The organism is Prosthecobacter vanneervenii (assembly GCF_014203095.1).
In the GTDB taxonomy this organism is placed as follows: Bacteria; Verrucomicrobiota; Verrucomicrobiia; order Verrucomicrobiales; family Verrucomicrobiaceae; genus Prosthecobacter; species Prosthecobacter vanneervenii.
On record NZ_JACHIG010000005.1, the window covers coordinates 202989 to 225670 of the forward strand.

Below are 22682 nucleotides of genomic sequence, written 5' to 3' on the forward strand. Positions count from 1 at the left end.
TGTCTCATTCTCGCCCACTTCCAACCAACGTTCATGAAACATCTGCTCCTCTCCCTGCTTGCCGCGTCCGGCCTGATGGCCGCTGATCACGTCGTCTATGAACCCGCCGGTGCGGCTAAAGGAAAGCACATCGTGCTGCTCTCTGGCGACGAGGAATACCGCAGCGAGGAGGCCATGCCCATGCTGGGCAAGCTCCTGAGCCAGCGCCACGGCTTTAAATGCACCGTGCTTTTCAGCCTGGGCGCAGACGGCACCATCGATCCCAAAAACGGAGCCAGCCTGCCCCACCCCGAGGCGCTGGACAGCGCGGACGCCATCGTGATGCTGCTGCGCTTCCGCCACTGGGACGAGGCCACCACCAAGAAATTTGAAGCTGCGGTGAACCGCGGCATCCCCATCGTGGCCCTGCGCACCAGCACGCATGCCTTCAACGGCTACCCGAAGGACAGCCCCTATGCCGCGTGGAACTTCAACAACAACGGCGGCTGGGGTAAAAAATTCCTCGGCGAGACCTGGGTGAGCCATTGGGGCAAGCACAAGGTCGAGGCCACTCGTGGCGTCATCGAAGCTGCCAATGCGAATCATCCCGTGCTCACCGCCGTGAGCGATCTCTTTGCCAACACGGATGTGTATGAAGCCGCCCCGCCTGCCGACTCCATCATCCTGGTGCGCGGCCAGATCCTCCAGGGCATGACGCCCGACACCGCCCCCGCCAGCTACCGCAAAGCCACCGCCGCCAAGGTGGAGCAGGAGGTGAACAGCCCCATGATGCCCGTGGCCTGGCTGCGCGTGGTGAAGAACGACGCCGGCACCGAAAACAAGATCCTGGCCACTACGATGGGTGCCGCCACCGACCTGACCAACGAAGGCCTCCGCCGCATGGTGGTGAACGGCGTGTACTGGGGTTTGGGCCTCAACGTGCCCGAGAAGGCCGACGTGACCCCCGTGGGGGAGTACAAGCCCACGATGTACGGCTTCGGCGAGTTCAAGAAGGGACTGAAGCCGGATGACTTTGTGATGGGGAAGTGAGGGATTGATTTCGAGCGAGGCTTCGCAACGACGAAAGAGTGAAGCTGCCGCTTCCGAGCGTCTCGTGGCGTGTGTGCTGTCGTAGGATGGGTGTGGCGTAAGCCCGCCCGTCCATCAGCGTACGGCAAACACTATGGCTTACGGTCGTCCTGGTGGTCGGGCGATTTGGCGGAGTAGTGTTCGTGTGATGAAGAGCATCCTGTGCGCCAAACACACCCAACCTACGACGAAGCGCACCGCTCCAGCAGTAGGATGGGTGTCGCGACAGCCCGCCCGTCCATCAGCGTACGGCAAACACCTCGGTGTACGGTCGTCCTGGTGGTCGGGCGGTTTGGCGGAGGAGTGTTCGTGTGATGAAGAGCACCCTGCGCGCCAAACACACCCAACCTACGAATGGCTTGCACTGCGCCATTCGACATCCAATTCTCCGTTTATGCCATGGACGATTCCCTCCATCATTCCTTTGCCGGTTGATTTCAAAGGGTTTGATCCGCGCAGTTCAATACCATCAGGAGACTTCACCAAGTATGAGCGCCATCTCCCGCACTGGAGGCTGCCGGGTGCTGCTTACTTTGTCACATTCAGGCTCGCTGATTCAATCCCTGAGGCCATCTTGGTAGAGATGCAGCGTGAGGCTGAATCATGGCGGCAGAAATTGACTGATCGCTCCATTCCGATGTCTGCCGACGAACGGGCAGAATGGCAGGATTTTCAACGTACCCGCCAGCGCAAACTGGAACGGTTGCTCGATGAAGGTCATGGCGAATGCCTCTTACGAGAGGCGCGGCATCGACGCGTGGTGGTTGAGGCGCTGCATCATTTCGAAGGCCAGCGCTGCGAAATGCTTTCCTATGCGGTGATGCCCAATCACGTCCATGTTATGTGCCGATTATCAGGCGGGTATCGATTGGAGGATGTGTGCAACTCATGGAAGTGGTTCACCGCCCAGCACATCCAGCGGAGCCTCGGCCGGAAAGGGCCTCTGTGGCAGGATGAAAACTTTGACCGCATCATTCGTGATGCAGAACATTATCAGGCCACCGTCCGCTACATCGCCAAGAATCCCATCAAAGCCAAGTTGACCGCACATGAAGCCTCCGTGTGGTTTTGCCAGTCGATTCAAGATGCAAATCGCCCTTCGTAGGACGGGTTTGGCGCAAGCCCGCCCGTCCATCAGCGTACGGCAAACACCATGGCGTACGGTCGTCCTGGTGGTCGGGCGGTTTGGCGAAGATCGTCTCAAGACGTCGAAAAGTCTTCGACGCCAAACACACCCAACCTACGAATGGCCTGCGTTGCGCTAGCAGTAGGATGGGTGTGGCGTAAGCCCGCCCGTCCATCAGCGTACGGCAAGCATCATGGCGTGCGAACACGCTCATTGTCGGGCGGTTTGGCGTAGAGCGCGTTGGAGCAACGAAAGCTGCCGCCGCCAAACACACCCAACCTACTTTCCGGGCAGCGCCAGCTCCCTGGTCACTTCAGCTCAAACACAAACGGCAGGCCCTGGGCGGTCATCATGGCTTTTTCCTTGGCCATGTAGCGGTCGGCCAGTTTGGAGAAGGTGCCGTCGGTGCGCATGCGGGAAAGGACTTCGTTGACCTTGGCTTTGAGCTCGGTGTTTCCCTGTTTCAGCGCCACGGCCCAGACTTCCTCGCGCAGCGGGGCCAGCAGGGCGCGGGTCTTGGCGGCGTGCTTGGCGTGGTAGTTCATGATGGAGAGCTGGTCGTAGATCCAGGCGTCCACGTTGCCATTCACCACCTCCATCACGCAGGATACATCGGCATCCAGGGCGATGATCTTGGCTTCCTTGAGGTTCGCGCGTGCCCAGCTCTCTCCCGTGGTGCCCAGGCGCACAGCGATCTTGCGGCCCGGTGCTTTCAAATCGTCGGCGTTTTGCAGCGTGGAGTCTTTGGCCACGAGCACGGCCAGCCCGGTCTTCACGTAGGGCTCGGAGAAGTCGATGGACTGGCGGCGCTCAGGCGTGGCCGTCATGGAGGAGATGACGAGGTCGATGGAGCCGGAGCGCAGCGCGGTGATGAGGCCGTCGAAGTTGATGTTGCGGAACTCGACTTCTTTGCCGAGCGACTTGGCGATCTCGCGCCCTACCTCGATGTCTACGCCGGTGATGTTGCCGGATTCATCCACGAACTCAAAGGGTGGATACGTGGCATCCGTGCCGATGATGAGCTTGTTGCCACGGGAGCAGGCACTTAGCAGCAGGCAGAGGAAGAAAGCGGAAAGGAGGTGCTTCATGAGGAATCGGTTTTTTTGAACCACTAATCGAACACTAATCAGACACTAATGCCAGAGTCTGAATTATGAGTGTTCCATTAGTGTGAGATTAGTGGTTCTTGTTTTTGGTTCTTACCCCAGCTCTCCCGCGTAATCGCTGGGCATGCGCCAGTCGCCGCGCGGAGAGAGGGCCACGGAGCCGACCTTAGGGCCGTCGGGCACGACGGAGCGCTTGAACTGATTTTGCGCGAAACGCCTGAAGAAGAGCGCCAGCCATTTGGAGATGGTGGCGTCGTCATACACTCCGGCAAAGGCCTGAGCGGCCAGCCAACGGATCTTCTCGGCATTACTGCCATGACGCACGAAGTGGAAGAGGAAGAAGTCATGCAGCTCATACGGGCCGATGGTGTCTTCGGTCTTCTGCTGCAGGGAGGCATCGGCCGCCAGCGGCAGCAGCTCGGGGGTGATGGGGGTGTCGGCGATGTCGCGCAGCACCTCGCCCGCCTTTTCCGCAAAGGGGCCTGCGGCGCACCACTCGATGAGGTAGCGCACCAGTGTCTTGGGCACGCCGGTGTTCACGTGGTACATGGACATGTGGTCGCCATTGAAGGTGCACCAGCCCAGCGCCGCCTCGGAGAGGTCTCCGGTGCCGATGACGATGCCGCCGGTCTTGTTGGCCACGTCCATCAGGATCTGCGTGCGTTCGCGGGCCTGCGAATTTTCATAGGTGGCATCGTGCTGATGCTCGGAGTGGCCGATGTCCGCAAAGTGCTGATGCACGGCCTCATTGATGGAGATGGTGCGCAGCTCCACATTCAGCGCCTCGGCCAGCTTTTCGGCATTGCCCTTCGTGCGGGTGGTGGTGCCAAAGCCGGGCATCGTAATGGTCAGCACCGCACTAGATGGCATGCCTGCACGGCGCAGCGCCTCCAGCACCACGAGCAGCGCCAGGGTGGAGTCCAGCCCGCCCGAGAGTCCCAGCACGGCTGTCTTGGCCCGCGCCTGCTTGAGCCTGCGTGCCAATCCGGTGGCCTGGATGGCAAAGATCTCTTCGCACACCGCCGCACGGTCCGCTTTGGCCGAGGGCACAAACGGATGAGCGGTGACGGGTCGCAGAAGAGTGTCTGCTTCTCCGAGCGCAGCACCGAGGCTGAAAGCCACGCGGCGGAAGCCGATGCTGCCCGCCTCATCGCGGAAGGCGGTGCTCTTCAGGCGGTCATGCGCCAGATGCTGCACATCCACATCGGTGATGATGGCACGGGTTTCAAAAGAGAAGCGCTCGGTCTCGCCCAGCAGGCTGCCGTTTTCCGCCACGAGTCCATGCCCCGAGTACACCACGTCGGTGGTGGATTCCCCAGCGCCTGCCCCGGCATAGAGGTAGGCGGCCAGGCAGCGCGCCGACTGCTGCGCCACGAGGTGGCGGCGGTAGGGGGCCTTTCCCAGCACCTCCGTGCTGGCGGAGGGATTGGCCAGCAGCACGGCTCCGGCCAGCGCCAGATGGCTGGAAGGCGGGATGACCGTCCACAAGTCCTCGCAAATCTCCACGCCGAGCACAAAGCCCGGCACGTCCAGCGCCTCGAAGAGCAGATTGCCGAGGGCCACCTCCTGATCATGCAGGCGCAGTGAGGTGGCGGTCAGCGTGTGTGCGGGGGAGAACCAGCGCCGCTCGTAGAACTCCGCTGAATTGGGCAGAAAGGTCTTGGGCACCAGGCCGAGGATGCGGCCCTTGGCCAGCACGGCGGCCACGTTGTAGAGGCGGTCCTGCACACGCAGCGGCAGGCCCACCACGAGCACACAGGGCAGATCCTGAGTGGCCTGAATGAGATCTCCCAGGCCCTTCAGGGCGGCATCCAGCAACACCGAAGTGTGAAACAGGTCCGCGCAGGAGTAGCCGGTGAGGCTCAGCTCTGGAAACACCGCCAGCCTGCAGCCGCGCTGTGCCAGCGTGCGCGCCTCGCGGGCGATAATGGCGACGTTTTTGCCCACATCTCCCAGCACCAGCTCCGGGGACACAGCGGCGACACGTACAAAGCCAAGTCGTTCACGGGTGGAGGTCGGTGTAGGTGCTGGTCGGGGCATCGCGGAAACTAGCACGTGGTGTGCAGGGTTTGCGAGGGGGAAATACGAAGGCTGATGCAGCTACTTCAACGTTTGCAGCCACGCGACGAGATCCGCCAGCCCCTGGGGGCCGATGGCTCCGGCAAGGCCGGGGGGCATGAGGGACTGCTTGAGCTCTTCGCTTTTGGCGATGCTGGATTTCTTCACCGGAGTGGAGGCTCCGCCGGCGATGCGGAGGGTCAGTTCGGTGTCGGTTTCGCTGATGGGATAGCCGGTGACGACGTAGCCTTCCTTCATCGTGATCTGGCGGCCGACGAAGCTGTGCTCGATGGCGGCGCTGGGATACATGATGGCGGTGAAGAGGCCTTCGGCGGAGAGCTTGGCTCCGATCAAGGAGAGGTCGGGGCCGAAGTCGATGTACTGGCCTTTGACGCGGTGGCAGGCGATGCACCCGGCCTGCATGAACATCTGCGGGCCTTTGGCGGCATCGCCTTTGAGCTTTACGAGTTCGGGCAGCTTGGGGAAGTTTTCCAAACCCTGTGCGGCAGGGAGTGGCAGAGCTGTCGCGGCCTCGCTCCGCAGCCCGGCATCGGTGCTGCGGCTGAGCGCCAGCGCGGCCTGGTCTTTGAAGTCGGCAGGCAGTTTGCCTTCGCTGTGCCAGCGCAGAATGTTGCGCCCGCCTTCGCCGCTGAGCGCGAGGGAGTCGATGATGGCATGGCGCACGCTCAGGTCTTTCTCCTGCCAGAAGGCTTGGTTCAAAACGGCCACCGAGGCGCGGTCGCTCACACGGCCCAGCGCGGTGACGAGTGTCTTGGCCGCAGCAGGATCGGCGGTCTTGAGGAAACGCAGCGCGCCATCGCGATTCATGGCGATGAGGCGCGCCGCATTCACCGACTCCGGCGCATTCGGATTGGCGACGATGTAGTCGAGCAGTTCCTTTTCGAAGCCAGTGAGGTTCAGACGCTCGACGAGGGAGATGAACTCCGGTTTGCCGATAACGGGCTTGAGCAGCGAGTCCAGTCGCGCCTTGGCCTCGGGATTCGAGGCGATGGTGTTGCGGTCGAGCAGCGCGGTGGCGGCGAGGGCGGTTTCGGCGTCGGCTTTGAGGAAGATGGTCAGCGCGGCTTTGGCGACTTCCTCGCGGTGGTGATACTGCATCAATTGCAATGCTCGAAGGTGTTTGAGCGGATTGAATGATGCTTGCAAGCCTCCTTTATCGCCCAAACCAGCGAGCTTCGTGATCAGGCCTGCGGTTTGCTCAGCTTTGGCTCGGTATTGAACCACCCACATCAAATCGATAGTCGTGTCGATACTCGCGTTGAACGTTCGTTCGGTGTTCGCTCCGGACACTTTTATGCGTTCATCTGCGTGCTGATTCGCTCCGATTCCGGCAGCTTCCAACATCCAACGGTCTCCCAACGGAGTGCGATCTGAGCATTCACCCCAAAGTTTGGATGCTGCTTCACTTCCATCAAACCTTAATGCAATCGCCGCTTCCCGGCGAACCGCAGGCGAAGCGTCTTTCACGACCTTTGCGATCGCCTCGCGCAACATCTCAGGATGCGCTTGCTGCAGCAGACGGCGAGCGACGCGGATGGCGGTGATGCGGATGTTGGGATCGGTGTCGGCGAGGGCTTGGGTGAGGCACTCGGGAAGGGTCAGGTCGTGCGGGTTGGGTTTGTCGGAACCGGGATTGAGGCGCTCCCACTCATGAGCTGAGAGCAGCCACAGGGCACGGGCGCGATGCTGTGGGACAGATTTGGTGTCGCGGAAGAGCTTGTGAAGCTCGGGCTCAGCTTCGGAGCCGATTTCTTCGAGCTTCTTCCATGCAAGATAACGCTGATCTTCATTCGGTGACTTCAGCGCAGCCACGGCTCCTTCGACGGTGTCCAGCTTCACACTCGGGGTCTGATACTTCTCCGCCGCCTTCGTTGTCACGCGGAACAATCTTCCCCGCGTCACATCTCCCATCCCATGTCCACCGACACCAGGATCATACCAGTCGGCCACAATCAATGACCCATCCGGTGCCACGGCGACGTCACTGGGGCGGAACCAGCGGTCCTTGGTGCCTTCGAGGATGTTGACGATCTCGGCTTTATAGCCTGCACCGTCGGGCTGGGTGATGTAGGCGCGGACGACGTTGGGGCCGGCATCGCAATGGATGGGTTGGCCGTGGAAGATGCTGGGGAGCAGATCACCTTCATAGACCTGCATGCCGGTGGGGCTGCCGGCGCCGGTTTGCAGCAGGTTGGGGATGACGCCGGGGTCGTTTTGATGCCAGTGGCGCAGGGGGATCTCGCTCTCCCAGCCGATGCGTGGCGTCTGCCAGCCAGCGCCGGTCATTTCGTCGGAGTAGCCGTAGTTGCCGAACTCCATGACGTAGTTGATGCGCACGCCTTTGTTGCCGTCGTCGTCGTTGTCGGACTGCCACATCGTGCCGTAGCTATCCACGGCCACCTCCCAGTTGTTGCGGAAGTTCCACGCCAGCACCTCGACGTTGCTGCCATCCAGTTCGCAGCGGAAGACCATGCCCTGCTGATAGGGGCGGTTGTTTTGGTTGGTGCATTTGACGCCGTGGATGTCGGTGATGAGCTTGCCGTCCTTGTCGCAGAGCTGCTTGCCAGCGTTGCCAAAGTTGAAGTAGAGACGGCCATCGGGGCCGAAGTGGAAGGCGTGGATGCCGTGGTCGTGCTGTGCGCCGCCGATTTTGGTGAACATGAGTTCTTTGCGGTCGGCTTTGTCGTCGCCGTTGTCGTCGATGAGCCAGAAGACGTCGTCGCCGCAGGAGATGAGGGCCTTGTTGCCGAGCACACAGATGCCGTGGGCGCTGTCCACATCGTGGCCTTGGTGGAAGACGGTGGACTTGTCGGCTTTGGCATCACCATCCGTGTCTTCGAGGATGAGGATGCGGTCGCCTTCGGCGCGCTCGCCGAGATGCTTGCGGTAGTTCACCACCTCGCAGACCCACACGCGGCCGCGTGCGTCGATGTCGATGCTGGAGGGGCTGGCCATCATGGGCTCGCTGGCAAAGAGCTGCACCTTCAGCTCGGGGTGCACATCGAGGGAATCGACGGCGGTTTCAGGATCGTGCGAGGCGTTGTCGCTGGCGACGATCGTGCCGGGGTTTTCGGTGTACACGCGGAACTCCACGCTGTCGCCACCCTGCTTGGTGCCGCCTTCATCCAGCGCACCGCGTGCCTTGAAGCGTTTGGCTCCCGCAGGGAGATTGAATGCGATGACGCTGTTCGCATGCGTGCCGATGCCGTAGTCGATGGCCTTGCCTGCGCTGCGCAGTTCGGTGCCGCCAGCACTCGCATTCACGCGCACATTGCCCCAGCCGCTCTGCGCGGCTTTCCATTCCACCTCGGTGAGTTTCTTCTCGCTGCCATCTGCCAGGACGAGGCGTGGCTCGGCCCAGTCTGCCCAGTCAGCGCCATAGCCGTTGCCGCCATCGGTGACGACGAGATACATCTCCTTGGCCCCTTCCAGCGAGACGTCGATGTCCACGCTGTGTCCGGGCGTGGCATTGGAGATGAGCTTGGACTGAAACAGCGGCTTCGGTGCGGCGAGGAGAAGCGCTGGCGTGAAAAGGGCGAGCAGGAAGAGTTTCATGCGGTTGGGGCGGAGAGTACGCCTGAGGCCGTGGGAAACTTCAATCCTGAAAAATGGAGGATGGCGGGCAATTCTTAGTAGTGCGGGCAATCTTGCCCGCAGCGAGCGCTCTCTTCACGGGCAGGATTGCCCGTGCTACTCCACGTCTTCCCCCAAATACGCCGCGAGGTGCTTTCTCAGCTCCGTGCGCGCTCGGAAGAGCAGGCTCTTCACGGCAGGCAGAGACATCTTGAGCACGCTGCAGATGTCCTCATACGGCAGATCCTGGTGGCGGCGCATGATGACGGCGATGCGCTGCTTTTCCGGCAGTGCGGCGATGGCTTTGTCCAGCGCCTGCTCCAGCTCCGCCTGCTGGGTGAGGTGGTCTGCCCCCGGCGTGCTGTGGTCCACAAAGTGCTTGGGCGGATCGTCCTCATTTTCCTGCTCCATGCTGACCTCCTTGCGGCGGGAGCGGCGGCGGGTTTCGTTGAAGACGAGATTGCGGGTGATGGTGAAGAGCCAGGTGGTGAACTTGGCGGTGGCCTCATAGCGCGGCGCGCTGCGCCAGACGCGGAGAAAGACCTGCTGGGCGATGTCGTGCGCGTCGTCGATGTTGTTGAGCATGCGGGCGCAGGTGCCCACGACGGCGTTCTGGTGCAGCTCCACGAGGCGCTCAAAGGCCTGCACGTCTCCCTCCTTAACGCGGAGCATGAGGCGTACGCTCTCCTGGTCGGCAGACTCCTCGGCACCGTCGGCAGCAGCCTGCGGCGGTTGGTGAGGAGCGTTCCGTTCCGGTTCGGGCATGAGGTAGGCTGGCAGTGTGACCGCCATGCTAGCGAGGGTCATGAGCGATGTAAACCACCGGAGGGCGGGAATGGTTGCGCGAATATTTGACGCTCAAATAGCCGTCGTTATCCGTAGAAGATCATGATGAACGACCAAACTTGGGACACGACCTTCCGCGAACTCTTCGAGCGCTGCGCCAAACTTCACCGTGGGGGCGACACCCGCGCGGCTGGCTGGTACGCAGCGGCTGACAAGGCCTTTCTGGACAGCATCGGCTACACAGAGCAGGAGTTTTTTGATTTTGTGGACGACCACTGCCGCTACGGTGCCGAGGGCCCCTCGCTGGAGACCAGCCTGCTGGTGGCGGCCGTGCGCCGGGATTATTTCCGCGTGGTGCAGAACAGCCAGCGCACTGGCAAGACCGTGCCCCCCGGAGATCTGCCGCCCAAGCCCGCTGCGGTGGACGGCATCCCCTGGCTGCCGCGCCTGATCGTAAAGGCACGCGCCAAGCTGCGCGGAGAGATGGACCCGGACACCATGTACGGCTGCGGCGGAGACCGCATGTTCTTCACCCAGCACAAGCTGCACCCCGCCGACTTCCTCCGTGTGGCCTGGGCCGCCGGAGACGATGACCGCAAGATCATCGAGTATGTGAAGACGGGGAAGATGTGAGTTTCTGAGCCTTCGATTCCAGCCACATGGACACGGAGCTCAATCCCTATGCCGCTCCGCGGGCACAGCTGGTGCTGGATCATGAAGATGCCGCACGCACACGCTATGAATTTCTGCGGACCGAGGCGCACCTGAAGGCGTGCGGTATCTTGGTCTTGGCGGGAGGCGTGATGGGTATCATCGCCGTCGTAATGCAAAGGAGGATCATTGCCCGGGAGTTTGGATTGAGCGCTGGTCTTTTGCCTTGGACTCAGATCTCACTATTGAGCCTTCAACTTGCGGTTGGTTCCGGACTTTATTTTCTCAAGCGCTGGGCCGGCATGATGGCGTGGATTATCATGATTACAGCGGTGTTAATCAGTCTGATGCAGCTGCCGGGGAGTATTGTTCAGCTGCTGATCCAGGCGGTCATCCTGCGCTTTTTTCTCAGCGAAAGTGCGCGGAGGGTGTTTTCCAGCAACTATCAGCGCATGATTCTGCAAACACCCGAAATCCGGACTCGTCCTGCCACCTGGGTTTATCCATTGATCGTATTGATCATGATGTTCCTAGTCGGGATCTTCTGGAGATAGGTCCGAAACGGCAGATTGACAGGTCGGGGCACAACACTTCTGGCGCTCATGGTGCGCCAGGAAGTCACGGCAGACCAGACGACGGGTGCTCGCCAGCGATGGGCGTTCGTTTCTGCAGTCGGGAGCTGAAGGTGCGGGCAGGAGTGCCCGCATCACTTTTACTTCTTCTCCACGCCGCCTTCCTTGGCCACTTCGTCCTTCTTCTGCTGCACAGCGGCGGAGCCGAGGTCGAGGAGCTTGGGGGCTTCGCCGCCTTTGGGGACGAATTTCAGGGCGATGCCGTTGATGCAGAAGCGGCGGTCGGTGGGGGTCTTGAAGCCTTCGCCTTCAAAGACGTGGCCGAGGTGGGCGTCGCAGCGCTTGCAGACGGTTTCGATGCGGCGCATGCCATGGCTGTTGTCGGGCTTTTCCAGCACGCCTTTGGCCTTGGAGCTGTCGTAGAATGAAGGCCAGCCGCAGCCGGAGTGGAATTTCTCCTTGGAGGTGAAGAGCTCCGCACCGCAGCACACGCAGTAGTAGGTGCCTTCTCCCTGCGCCTCAAACTCGTGGTAGATGGCGCCATTGGGGCGCTCGGTGCCGCGCATGCGGGTCACCTGAAACTGCTCCGGGGTGAGGAGCTTTTTCCATTCATCTTCTGATTTCACGACTTCGGGCTTGGACATGGATTGGGAATCGGCGGCGGATTTGTCCTCGGCCAGGGAGATGCAGAAGGCGGCGGCGAGGAGGGGGATGAGAGCGATACGAAGTTTCATGGGCGTTGGGTTGCTGCTGATACGTGAGAGGATGGCCAAAGATTGCGTATTCCCGCAAAAGTTGAGGGCGTGCGTCAATCGTCGTCCTCACGGGCCATCTGGCCGATGTTCCAGAGCAGCAGGCGGAATCCCGCATCGGGGTAGCGCTCGGCAGCGGTGGCATGGCGGCGGTAGGAGGCTAGCAGTTCCTGGCGCTCGGCGGTGGTATAGGCACCTCCGCGCAGCACGCCCTGGTCAGGCATGGTGTTCCAGGAGTCGGAGACCCACTCCCAGAGATTGCCGGAGAGGTCATGGAGGCCACGGCCGTCGGCACGGAAGGAGCCCACGGGGGCGAGGCCAGCAAAGCCGTCTTCGTATTTCGGGATGGCCAGCTTGCCGGTCTTGTCGGCTGCTTTGTCGAGGAAGTTGCCAGACCGGGCAGGCGGCGGCCAGATGAAGCCCCAGGGGTAGATGCCCTCGATGCGCAGGCTGCGCTCGGCCGGGGTGTCGCCGATCTCGCGGGAAAGGTAGGCGGCCATGCTCCACTCGTCGTCCGAGGGCAGGCGGTATTCCTGGTCGGGCTCCAGCAGGCCCTGGGCACGCTCGCGGTCGGTGAGCCAGCGGCAGAACTGCTCGGCCTCGGAGCGGGTGACGAGATTGACGGGCAGATCGGGCTCGGCATCCAGCACGCGGCCATCCACCGGGGGCTGGTTGGTGGCCTTGGCAAATTCGGCGAAGTCCTTGCGGCGTGTCTCGATGCTGGCCAGCATGGCCTTGCCGAGCGGCACAAACTTGATGCCCAGGCTGTTCTGCCAGGGCTTGCCAAAGACGACCGCGCCGGTGGCCTTGAGGCGGAGATTGAAGCTGATGCTCTGCCCTTCCTTGAGTTTGCCGCCGGCCACCTCGGGCTTGTAGCCGGGGAGAATGATCTGGTAGCTGAAGGTATCTGCGCGCACCTTGGAGAGGGACAGTGGCGTGCGGCCCACGAGGCGCTCTCCATCATAGATCTCCGCACCCGCCGGGGTGCTGGCGATGTTGAGACTGCCAAACTTCACCTGCACGATCTCGCAACGGATGGCGCTGTGGCCCTGCTTGGGCTTGGAGGTGCCAGCGGTGTGAGGGATGCTGGCGGCGCGCCAGGTGTACTCGTGCCCCGGGTCCAAGCGGCCGCTCTGGCGGTCGGCGGCGGTCATCCAGGCGCAGAAGGCATCTGCCTCGGCAGCGGGGATCAAAGCGGGGAAGAAGGGCGTCTTGTCCGGCAGGGTGATGGGGATGACCTCATACTCAGCGGCACGGTTGGTAGCCTCCAGGAAGGTGCGGAAGAGCACGCCATCCAGCGGCAGGTCGGCCACGTGGCGGTCCTGCTTGTAGGTGAACCACTGTTTGCGGTAGTTTTCCCAGGGCTTGCCGGGCGTGGGCTGCTGCGGCCGGGCGGGCAGCACGGGCAGCGGTTTTTCAGGCAGAGGAATCTGGTAGCTCCAGTCGCGCTGGTGCTTGCCCATCACCAGACTACCGGCCACCAGGAAGGAGGAAAAGGTGGTGATGATGGCAGCGCGGCTGAAGCGGCGCGCAAAGCTCTCAGGCCGGGCGGTGCCCACATGCTGCAGCGCCTCGGCAAAGTCGGAGGCATTGGTAAAACGGCGCTCCAGATCCGCCTCACAGGCCTGGCAGATCACGCGGTTGAGGTCCAGCCAGAAGGGCCATTCCTCGTCGGAGAGATTGTCTGGCACCTCGGGGAATTCCATGCGGTCTTTGCCGCTGCTCATCTCATAGAGCACCTTGCCGAGGCTGTAGATGTCCGCCTGCGGGGTGCCGGGGCCTTCCGGTGGCACAAAGCCCTCGGTGCCCACAAAGGTGCGCTCGCCAAAGGCTGCCACGAGGCCGATGTCCGCCAGTTTGCACACGCCGCCCACAAAGATGATGTTGGAGGGCTTGATGTCGCGGTGCGTCAGGCCGTGGTTGTGCATGTAGTGCAGCGCATCGGCCAGGTACACGCCCGCATCCCGGCAGAAGAAGGGATCCAGCCTGCCGTGGCGCTTCATGTCCGTGGTCAGCGTGCGGGGCACGTAGGTCTTCACATCGCTGATGTGCGCGCCGTCTTCGGCATCGTCCGCCAGCTCCATCACACAGTAGTAAAAGCCGCGCTTCTCATTCCAGCCCACGTGCAGGATGTGCACCAGGCAGGGGTGGCCGCGGGAGATGGGCTCAAACTGCTGGATACCCTGAAACTCGCGGTGAAAGGTGCGGGTGAGCTCAAAGTCCTCGCGCCAGACGATCTTCACCGCACGCAGCGCGCCGGTGACGCTCTGGGCCAGCCAGACCTCTCCGTAGGCACCGGAACCGATGCGCTTGAGCAGCGTGTAGTCGGGGATGACGATGTCGTCGCGGTGGGAGGGCGGGCCGTTTTTCTCACGGCTTTTGACCTTCTCCTGCGCTGTGGGCGCAGCGATGGGCGGGGCGGGCAGGTCCACCTCAAAGGAATCTGACTCCGGCACATGGGCCGCCACTTCTTCAGCCAGGTGAATGTCGTCTGCCTCGTCCACGCTCTCCGAGGGAGGCGGGATTTCGGCAGGCGAAGCAGCGGAATCGCTCATGAGGCTGGCGTGGGAGGAGGTTGGGCGTCAAAGTCCTGGATGGGGCAAAGCCAGCCAGCGCCCGGAATTCTCCCACTAAAGCATCGTATTCTCAAGCGCCTGCACTTCTTTCTTTACCAAAGCCCCCACGCGGTGCTTGGCCAGATAGACCTGTGCGGCATTGATTCCGAGCGCTTCGGAGGTCTTCTTGACCCCCCAGCCCTTCATCACATAGCAGTCAAAAATCTGAAACTGACGCGGGGAAACCTTGGCTTTCACGCGCTCAAGGGCGGCGGCGGTGATGTTGTCCCGCCACTCGCGGTCCCAGATGTTTTCCAGCAGGTTGTCCTTGTCCTGGGAGAGGCGGTCGATGACCTGACCGCTGGTGTCTTCGGTGTCGGCATTGCCCTGATCGGCCAGGGAGGGCTGGCGCTTGCGGGCGCGGAAGACGTCGAGAATGCGCCAGCGCGTCATCTGCAGCAGCCAGGCTTTGAACGAGCCTGCGCGGGGGTCATACTGGCCCTTCTGCACCTGACGGGCGATGGCGATGACCGTCTCCTGCACGACGTCAAAGGCCTCCTCGCGGGTGAGGCCGGCCTTGGTGCCCACGCTGAAGATGAGGCGCCAGTACGTCTGATAAAACTCGTTCCAGGTCTTCTGATCCTCCCAATTGTTGAGACGCTCGATCAAGCTCTTGCGGGTTTTCTCCCACAAGCCCTTGTCTTTCTTCACGTCCTCCGGAATCGGAATGTCTGGTTCTGGTGCCGGTTTGCTCATTATGGGGGTTGATTCTCTGCGGATGAACCATGCTGTCAAACCTTTGAAACCCAGCTTATGTAGAGAAAAACGGCGAAAGAGACGCTTATTTTTTGCGGGGGTGGGCCTTTAAACGTTGTTATGCGATTCATGAGATTCATGAAGTCATTTCATGGACTTGGGAACACCCCGGCGGCATCGTTGGTTGCCATCGCCGGGGGGTGGGCTAGTCTGGCAGTCCAGCGCTGCATTTGTGGCGTAGTCTTTGCTCATACGTAGTCATGTCCGAACTGGAAAACCCCTTTCAAGAGACCCTGCTCTCACGTCACCGTGCGGAACCCTGCACCGTGGTCATCTTTGGTGCCACCGGAGACCTCACGCACCGCAAGCTGATCCCCGCCTTCTATAACATCGCCGCCGAGGGCGACCTGCCGCCGCAGTTCAAGGTGGTGGGCTTTGCGCGCCGCGACAAGACGGATGAGGTCTTCCGCGCTGAGCTGGAGACGGGCAACCGCCAGAACAGCCGCCAGGGCCATAATGATGAGCTGTGGAAAAGTTTCTCCCAGAGCATCCACTACCACCGCAGCGAGTTTGAGGACCTGGAAGGCTACAAGGCCCTGGGCCGTCTGCTGGACCAGTTTGATGCGGAGCGCGGAGCACCTGCCAACCGCCTCTTCTACCTCGCGGCAGCGCCGGAGGCCTTCAAGCCCATCCTGGAGATGATCCGTGCGGCTGGACTCAATGAAGGGAAAGGCGGCAAGTGGGCCCGTGTGGTGTGCGAGAAGCCCTTTGGCAAAGACCTGGCCTCCGCGCAGAGCCTGAACTCCGTGGTGGCCGCCACCTTTGCGGAAAAGGACACCTACCGCATCGACCATTATCTGGGCAAGGAAACCGCGCAGAACATCATGGTGCTGCGCTTTGCCAACTCCATCTTTGAGCCCAACTGGAACAGCCGCTACATCGACCACGTGCAGATCACCTGCGCCGAAAACCTCGGCATGGAAGGCGGACGCGGCGGCTACTACGACACCGCCGGTGCGCTGCGCGACATGGTGCAGAATCACCTCTTCCAGCTCCTCACGCTGGTGGCCATGGAGCCGCCCACCGACCTGAGCGCCGACAGCGTGCGCGATGAGAAGGTGAAGGTGATCCGCGCCCTGCGCCCGCTGGTGGGCCCCGAAGCCGTGGGCAAGAACGTGGTGCGTGCGCAATACACCGCCGGAAGCGTGAATGGCGTGGCACGTGTGGGCTACCGCCAGGAAGATCGTGTGAATCCGGAATCGCAGACCGAGCCGTACGTGGCGCTGCGTCTGATGATCGACACCTGGCGCTGGCAGGGCGTGCCTTTTTACATCCGTGTGGGCAAGCAGCTGCCCAAGAAGGCCACGGAGATCAGTGTGCATTTCAAGAGGCCGCCGCAGGTGCCCTTTGCCACCGCAGGCATGCTCAAGAACAGCGAAAACACGCTCGTCATCCGCATTCAGCCGGATGAAGGAATCGCACTGCGAATCCTGTGCAAGCAGCCGGGGCAGGCCATGAGGATGCAGCAGGTGAAGATGGACTTCCGCTACTCCTCCAGCTTTGGCAAAGCCAGCCCCGAGGCCTACGAGCGCCTGCTGCTGGACGCCGTGGCCGGAGACGCCACGCTCTTTGCCCGCCGCGACGAGGTGGAGAACGCATGGAAGTTCATCGACGAAATCGAGAAAGCCTGGCACAAGTCCGACACACCGCCGACGATGCACGAATACCCCGCCGGAAGCTGGGGGCCGAAGGCTGCAGATGATCTGCTGCGCGCCGACGGCCGTGAGTGGCGGCTGCTCTAATCCTGGAGGAACATCATCATGCCTCCTGTGACTCTCAACGACATCGAACTCGACCGCCTTGGGCTTGAGACGCCCATCTCGCGCATTGATCGTGCGCTCAAGCAGCTCTGGGAGGGGGATGAAGCCAAGACGCGTGCGTCCATCACCAATCTGGCCATCTACACCGAGGACAGCTGCCAGCTGATGGCGGACAATGAGCTGCTGGACCATGTGGCTGCGCAGCATGCCTGCCGGGCGCTGCTCATCCTGGCGCTGCCGGAAAGCCAGCCACCGCGTGCGCGGGCGTGGATCCAGGCGCTGTGCCGCCCCTACCAAGGCAAGCAGGTGGTGTGCAGCGAGCAGATCAGCTTTGTGCTGGAGGGCGGAGACGCCACGCAGGTGCAGAACATCGTCTTTGCCAATCTGGACTCGGACCTGCCGCTCGTCGTCTGGTGGCAGGCGGACCTGGCCAAGAATTTTGAGGAGCACTTCTACAGCCGCATCGACACGCTGATCATCGACAGCTCCCGCTGGGAGGATCCTGCACGGCAGTTTGATGTGCTGCTGGCAGCGCTGAACTCCGAGACCGGCGGTTTTGATGTGCGTGATCTGGCCTGGACGCGCTCCCACTTCATGCGCACGGCGCTGGCCACCTGCTTTCAGGATGCCACCGCCTGCCACAATCTCTCCAAGCTTCAGACCATCCGCATCACGCATCGCAAAGGCCAGCGCACTGCGGCGCTGCTGCTGGCGGTGTGGATCAATCAGCGGCTGAAAGGCGAGCTGAAGCTGGAACTGATCGAGAAAGAAACCGGCCCTGCGCTGCAAGGACTGGTGCTGGAAGGCCCGGGCGTGCGCGGCGAAGTGCGGCGTGAGTGCGAGTCGTGTTTTGTGAAAGTGAGCTCCACCTGCGGCGAGCAGACGCGTGAAGAACTGCTGCCCGCCGATGTGGACACCGATGCCGAACTGGTGACGGAGCTGCTTTCCCGCTTCCATGGCAGCACGCTGTACTCCTCCATGCTGCCCTATGTGCGCAGCATGCTGAAATAACCGTTCGACACCGGCTGCTGCTGTCGGAAGACTGGGGGCATGCGCCCCTGGCTTCATCTTGCCCGTATTTCCAATCTGCCCACTGTCTGGACCAATGTCACTGCAGCGTGGCTGCTGGCGGGAGGGCCGCTGACGGATGTGCGTCTGGTGTGGCTGCTCATCGCGGGCTCGCTGCTCTACACGGGGGGCATGATCCTGAATGATGCGGCGGATGCGAAGTTTGATGCGGAGCACCGCAAAGAGCGTCCGATTCCCAGCGGGCAGGTGGGGCTGCGCACAGCATGGGTGGTGGGCGGCGTGATGCTTTTCATGGGCTCGGTGAGCGCGGTGGGGTATGGAGCCAACCCGCAGCTCACTGCCCTGATGATGGGGGCCATTGTGTTTTATGATCTCTACCACAAACGATGGGCGGGCTCGGTCATCATCATGGGGGCCTGCAGGCTGCTGCTTTACATGGTGGCGGCATCGGCGGTGGCACCTTTTACCGTGGCCAGTCAAAAGGGGGCTCTGTCATTCTTCGGTGCCGAGTGGCGCTATGAGACGGGCTTTCTCCCGGCAGGGCCCATGCTGGTGCTGCCTTTTGCGCTGGCGCTGGGTTGCTACATTGTGGGCATCACGGTGGCGGCGCGGCTGGAGCACAAGAATGAGCAGATGCCGGTGCCAGCCTCGCTGCTGGCTTTTGCGCTGCTTTACACACCGGCTATCGTCTGTGCCATGCGCTTTTCCTCCGCAGGCGGCAGCCCGCTGCAGATCGTGGTGCTTGGGGTGTTTGCCATGCTGGTGGCCTATGCCACGCAGACGCTGCGCAAGGGAGGGCCCGCCATCGGGCAGGCGGTGGGCTGGCTGCTGGCAGGCATCGCCGTGGTGGATGCCCTGGCCGTGGCCTCGGTGGCTCCGGGATTGGCGCTGGGCTTTGTGGTGCTGACTCCCCTGCTGCGCCTGTGGCAGCGTTGGGTGGCGGCGACTTGAAGCATGATCACGGCGGCGGCGCTTCGTTCGTCTTTCTGTTCAGCTGCTTGAGCTGTTTCTGGGTGTCGGCGTCGTCGGGGGAGATTTTCAGGGCGGCTTCAAACTCCTGCTTCGCTTCCGTGTTCTTTCCCATCTCGACGTAGAGCAGGCCGAGGTTGTAGTGGACGTTCAGGCTTTTGGGATCGAGTTCCCGTGCCTTGAGGTAGGACTTCATCGCCTCGTCTTTTTTGCCACGCTGATCCTGCAGGTTGCCGAGGTTGAGATGAAACATGGCGCTGGCGGGATCAATGCGCAGGGCCTCAGTGAGTGCGGCTTCGGCCTCCGGGTATTTCTTGGAGCCTGCCAAATAGGAGGCGTAGCTGTTGAGCGTGAAGCTGCGTTCTTTGGCAGCTTCGGGGCCTTTTTGCAGGTGGAGCAGGAGCTGGAAATCCACCTCTTCCAGGTCTTCGGGGGGCTTGGCACCCCACTCCACCAGCAGGCTCATGCGGTGCACACGGGCCTTGAGGCGTTTCATCTCGATCTCCAGACGGCTTTGCAGGGAGAGCTCGAATGCTTTTTCATACGCCTTTTCGGCCATGTCGTAGCGCTCCTCGTCCATGAGCTCGTCTCCGAGCGCCACGTATTTGCCGATGACCTTGCGCGACTGGTAGCGGTCATACTGGTCCTGGATGGATGGGATGAAAAACGCCAGGAGCATGACTGAGGCGCTGCTGAGCGTGGCGACATAGGGCCAGGCTTTTTTGCTCAGAGAAACAGGGTGGTCTGACATGGGGTGAGCCTCCTTCAGTCTTTGGAGTCTTCCTCCTCAGCTTCTTCTTCAACGTCCTCTTCGGCTTCTTCTTCCTCGCTTTCCTCCTCGTCAGCTTCCTCTTCGCTTTCTTCCGCGTCCTCAGCTTCCTCTTCTTCGACATCCTCCTCCACGGCGTGGGCAAAGGCGGCGAACCAGCCTTCGGCGGCGATGAGTTCTTCAGGCGTGCCCTGCTCCAGGATGCCGCCACCGCCCAGCACATAGACGTGGTCGGCATTGTGCACCATGCTGAACCGGTGAGCGATGATGATGATGGTGCAGGTGCTGCGCATCTGGTGGATGGCGTGGCGGATCTCTGCCTCGGTGTTGTAGTCGAGATTGGCGGTGGCTTCGTCCAGCACCAGGATCTTGGGGCGGCTGAGCAGCACGCGGGCGATCTGTACGCGCTGGCGCTCGCCCACGCTGAGGCCCATGCCGTTCTGGCCGATCTGGGTCTGCAGGCCTTCGGGCAGGCGGTCGACCAAGTTCTTGAGCCCGGCCTGCTCCACCACTTTCATCACTTCCGCATCCGTGGCGTCAGGCCGCTTGTAGCGCAGATTGTAGGCAAGAGTGCCGCGGAAGATGGCGCCGTCTGCCGCCACCATGCCGATGTGGCCGCGCACGCTGGAGGAGTCCAGGGCGCTGAGAGGCTGGCCGTCGATGAGGATCTCTCCCTGCTGCGGTGCATAGAGCTTGAGCAGGAGGTCCACCGCCGTGGTCTTGCCGGTGCCACTGCCGCCCACGATGGCGGTGATGGTGCCGGGCGCAAAGGTCATGGAGACGGACTTGAGCACCTGATGGTCTTCCACATAGGAGAAGCACACGTCCTTAAACTCCACGCGACCCTGGCTGATCTGCAGCGGCTGGCCGGGCTTCTCTCCACTTTTGTTTTCCAGCAGGCGGAAGGCGCGGGAGATGGAGGCGATGTGCTGCTGCATGTTGACCCACAGGCTGCATAGTTCGTCGATGGGTGAGTAAAGACGGTCCAGATACGCGACAAACATGACCACGTCTCCAGGCGTCAGCTTGTGCACCAGCGCGAGGTAGCCGCCGCAGCCCAGCACCATGGCGGTGGCCAGGTGGCTGAGCACGCCCTCCCAGAAGGCGAACTTGTTGGCGAGCTTGCTGCGCTCCACGTAGTTGTCATACGCGCCGCTGGAGATGCGGCGGTACTCCTGCACCTCCCGCGTTTCAGCGCCGCTGAGCTTCACAGTTTTGATGCCTTCGAGGGCGGTGTTGATGCGGGCGCTGACATCCTCCCAGCGCTCGTAGTAGGTGTTGAGTCCGGTCTCCAGTTTTTGTGAAGAGCGCCACGCGATGATGAGATAGATGGGAATGAGGGAGATGGAGATCAGCGCCAGCGTGGTGTTCTGGTAGAACATGATGGCCATGATGCCAAAGAGGCTGATGAACTCCGGCAGGATCTCCTGGGAGAAGGCACCAACGATGGCGCTGACCTCCTCGCTTTGATCGATCTGCTTGGCGATGGCCGCCGGGGCGCGTTTGCCAAAAAAGCCCAGCGGCAGCTTCAGCACATGGGCAAAGGCCCCTTGGATGAACTCCTGCTCGATGTCGCAGTCGAGCTGCGCCTTCTTGTTCTCCGCATAGAGCCAGAGGATGTAGCTGATGACATTGACGCCGAGCATGAGCAGCACGGCGTAGAGCAGGGTGTAGATGGCCTCTCCCGGTGTGCGCTCGGCCACGTGCTCCTGGGTGTGGGGCTTCTTCTCGTGCGTCTTCTTGGTGGGCGCGGGCAGGTGGTGGGTGCTGGGGTGCTGCGCGGAGTGGATCTTCTGGCGCAGAAAATCCTCCACCGGATTGTCGCTGGTCTCCAGCTCCTCTCCAGCAGCGGCCCTGGCCTTGTCGTTGGCGTGTTTGACGAAGAGGCCGGCGATGTCGTTGATGGCCTCGCGGTAGATCAGCGGCTCGATGAGTCCCGCGCCGGTGCTGAGAAGGGTGATGAAAGCCACCAGCAGGAAGCGGCCACGATGCGGCTCCACCAGCTTGTAAAGGTGCTGCAAGACCTCTTTCTTCATGCGGTGATGCATTGAACGGAGCGCAGCATGCCCCTGCAACTTTTTTTATGCAGCGGATGATCTGCTGGCTGCGATGCAAGGCCTTGCAGTCTTCCTCCCCTGCCGTGGCCGCTCCCGGTGGGTTGGGGCACCGGGAGCGGTGGATCTCCGGCTCCGCCTTCGAGGCTGGAGCCTAGTTCAGCGCCAGTGCGGCCTGGCACAGGCTGGCGGCTGCGGCTTCTGGATGGGCCGTGTTTTGGGGGGGAAAGAAAGGCGTGCCGCGCAGCACCTGCCGCACGGCTGCCAGGTGGCTGGTCACACTGCTGCCGGTGCTGATGCAGCCATGAGCGCCAGAGCGCAGCACGCGGTCTGACTCCAGCTCCTGGCCGTGGCGTGAGACCAGCAGAATCTTGAGCCTGGGATGCAGCACGGTGAGATCCCGCGCCAGCTCCAGGAGGCGGTGCTCCTGCAGCTTAAGATCAATGAGGACCAGAGCGGGCCGCTGCTGGGAGACGGCGGCAAAGGAACATGATGCGCAGGTGACTGCTGCGGCAAAGGAGAGGTCTGGCTGCGAGGCCAGCGAAGCGCGAAAGCTGGCGGTGCTCTCAGGATTATCAGCCACGATGACGATGCGGTTGGGGGAGCTCATGTCTGGCACTGGGTCGGGGGTTGGTGTGCCGGACATTCATGAGTGAACCATGCTCCATCCATCAAAGAATTGGAACAAAACCTTCGCATTCGGCTGGAGGCCGGCGGCGGATTTGTGCACTGGGCGGGCGTCCGCATCCCGGGACATGTCATCAGCAAGATGCAGGTCTTCGTCCAGGTGCTGATGCACTTCATAAAAACCCAGGTGAGTGCTGCCTGTGCCTGGTGTCTTGGTCTGAGGGTAAACGTGGGACGAGTTCATGGTGGAGGTGCGCTGGGCTGGGATGATGAACATGGGGTTGTGTCTTGCCGGTTACATGGTCGTGATGGGTTGATCGGGCAGCACCATCATGCGCGCATGCACCAGATTCCGGTATCAGCAGCGAGTCCTCTTACGTTTAGGCCTCG

The 22682-nt window shown here is 61.8% G+C and carries 18 protein-coding genes; 7 read left to right on the plus strand and 11 right to left on the minus strand.

What is annotated here, in order from left to right; genetic code table 11:
• Positions 1 to 33: 33 nt before the first annotated feature.
• Both HNQ65_RS13100 and HNQ65_RS13105 read left to right on the plus strand, forming a co-directional pair.
• On the plus strand, positions 34 to 1029 hold the full coding sequence (locus tag HNQ65_RS13100) for a ThuA domain-containing protein (protein ID WP_184339997.1): 996 nt from the start codon (positions 34 to 36) through the stop codon (positions 1027 to 1029).
• Between the two features lie 433 nt (positions 1030 to 1462).
• The gene (locus HNQ65_RS13105) at positions 1463 to 2173 is read left to right on the plus strand and encodes a transposase (RefSeq protein WP_184339998.1); all 711 of its coding nucleotides are present in this window, start codon (positions 1463 to 1465) and stop codon (positions 2171 to 2173) included.
• Between the two features lie 329 nt (positions 2174 to 2502).
• On the opposite strand, the gene HNQ65_RS13110 is transcribed toward HNQ65_RS13105, so the two are convergent.
• From HNQ65_RS13110 to HNQ65_RS13125, 4 genes are all read right to left on the minus strand, one after another.
• Entirely contained in the window at positions 2503 to 3282 is a 780-nt protein-coding gene (locus HNQ65_RS13110; RefSeq protein ID WP_184339999.1) for a transporter substrate-binding domain-containing protein, read from the minus strand.
• Between the two features lie 111 nt (positions 3283 to 3393).
• Entirely contained in the window at positions 3394 to 5340 is a 1947-nt protein-coding gene (locus tag HNQ65_RS13115) for an NAD(+) synthase (RefSeq protein ID WP_184340000.1), read from the minus strand.
• A gap of 60 nt (positions 5341 to 5400) precedes the next feature.
• Positions 5401 to 8934, minus strand: coding sequence for a PVC-type heme-binding CxxCH protein (locus HNQ65_RS13120; RefSeq protein ID WP_184340001.1), 3534 nt, complete (start codon positions 8932 to 8934; stop codon positions 5401 to 5403).
• 135 nt (positions 8935 to 9069) lie between these two features.
• The gene (locus HNQ65_RS13125; RefSeq protein WP_246438199.1) at positions 9070 to 9759 is read right to left on the minus strand and encodes an RNA polymerase sigma factor; all 690 of its coding nucleotides are present in this window, start codon (positions 9757 to 9759) and stop codon (positions 9070 to 9072) included.
• Positions 9760 to 9840: 81 nt separating this feature from the next.
• Here HNQ65_RS13125 and HNQ65_RS13130 point away from each other — a divergent pair, with 81 nt between their 5' ends.
• Positions 9841 to 10371, plus strand: a complete 531-nt coding sequence (locus HNQ65_RS13130; RefSeq protein WP_184340002.1) for a DUF5069 domain-containing protein — start codon at positions 9841 to 9843, stop codon at positions 10369 to 10371.
• A 26-nt stretch (positions 10372 to 10397) separates the two neighbouring features.
• On the plus strand, positions 10398 to 10943 hold the full coding sequence (locus tag HNQ65_RS13135) for a hypothetical protein (RefSeq protein WP_184340003.1): 546 nt from the start codon (positions 10398 to 10400) through the stop codon (positions 10941 to 10943).
• A 158-nt stretch (positions 10944 to 11101) separates the two neighbouring features.
• On the opposite strand, the gene msrB is transcribed toward HNQ65_RS13135, so the two are convergent.
• The 3 genes from msrB to HNQ65_RS13150 all read right to left on the minus strand — a co-directional run bounded on the left by msrB (position 11102) and on the right by HNQ65_RS13150 (position 15024).
• A complete protein-coding gene (msrB, locus tag HNQ65_RS13140) occupies positions 11102 to 11695 on the minus strand; it encodes a peptide-methionine (R)-S-oxide reductase MsrB (RefSeq protein WP_221306154.1) in 594 nt (197 codons plus the stop codon).
• Positions 11696 to 11769: 74 nt separating this feature from the next.
• On the minus strand, positions 11770 to 14268 hold the full coding sequence (locus HNQ65_RS13145) for a bifunctional serine/threonine-protein kinase/formylglycine-generating enzyme family protein (RefSeq protein ID WP_184340004.1): 2499 nt from the start codon (positions 14266 to 14268) through the stop codon (positions 11770 to 11772).
• Positions 14269 to 14343: 75 nt separating this feature from the next.
• Entirely contained in the window at positions 14344 to 15024 is a 681-nt protein-coding gene (locus HNQ65_RS13150) for an RNA polymerase sigma factor (RefSeq protein ID WP_184340005.1), read from the minus strand.
• A 260-nt stretch (positions 15025 to 15284) separates the two neighbouring features.
• Between HNQ65_RS13150 and zwf the strand changes: the two genes are divergently transcribed.
• Genes zwf through HNQ65_RS13165 form a run of 3 tightly spaced genes read left to right on the plus strand, consistent with a single transcriptional unit; the run spans position 15285 to position 18824 of the window.
• The gene (gene zwf / locus HNQ65_RS13155; RefSeq protein ID WP_184340006.1) at positions 15285 to 16826 is read left to right on the plus strand and encodes a glucose-6-phosphate dehydrogenase; all 1542 of its coding nucleotides are present in this window, start codon (positions 15285 to 15287) and stop codon (positions 16824 to 16826) included.
• An 18-nt stretch (positions 16827 to 16844) separates the two neighbouring features.
• Positions 16845 to 17855 (plus strand): glucose-6-phosphate dehydrogenase assembly protein OpcA, encoded by a 1011-nt coding sequence (locus HNQ65_RS13160; protein WP_184340007.1) that lies wholly within the window; start codon positions 16845 to 16847, stop codon positions 17853 to 17855.
• Between the two features lie 39 nt (positions 17856 to 17894).
• A complete protein-coding gene (locus HNQ65_RS13165; protein ID WP_184340008.1) occupies positions 17895 to 18824 on the plus strand; it encodes a UbiA family prenyltransferase in 930 nt (309 codons plus the stop codon).
• 7 nt (positions 18825 to 18831) lie between these two features.
• On the opposite strand, the gene HNQ65_RS13170 is transcribed toward HNQ65_RS13165, so the two are convergent.
• The 4 genes from HNQ65_RS13170 to HNQ65_RS13185 form a co-directional block, all read right to left on the minus strand.
• Positions 18832 to 19593: a tetratricopeptide repeat protein gene (locus HNQ65_RS13170; protein ID WP_184340009.1), complete on the minus strand. Its 762-nt coding sequence runs from the start codon at positions 19591 to 19593 to the stop codon at positions 18832 to 18834.
• A gap of 14 nt (positions 19594 to 19607) precedes the next feature.
• Positions 19608 to 21647 carry an ABC transporter ATP-binding protein gene (locus HNQ65_RS13175; protein WP_184340010.1) on the minus strand — a complete coding sequence of 680 codons (2040 nt, stop codon included), beginning with the start codon at positions 21645 to 21647 and terminating at the stop codon, positions 19608 to 19610.
• A 172-nt stretch (positions 21648 to 21819) separates the two neighbouring features.
• Complete coding sequence (locus HNQ65_RS13180) at positions 21820 to 22275, minus strand: response regulator (RefSeq protein ID WP_184340011.1); 456 nt, start codon at positions 22273 to 22275, stop codon at positions 21820 to 21822.
• A gap of 36 nt (positions 22276 to 22311) precedes the next feature.
• Positions 22312 to 22569, minus strand: coding sequence for a hypothetical protein (locus HNQ65_RS13185; protein ID WP_184340012.1), 258 nt, complete (start codon positions 22567 to 22569; stop codon positions 22312 to 22314).
• Between the last annotated feature and the right edge of the window lie 113 nt (positions 22570 to 22682).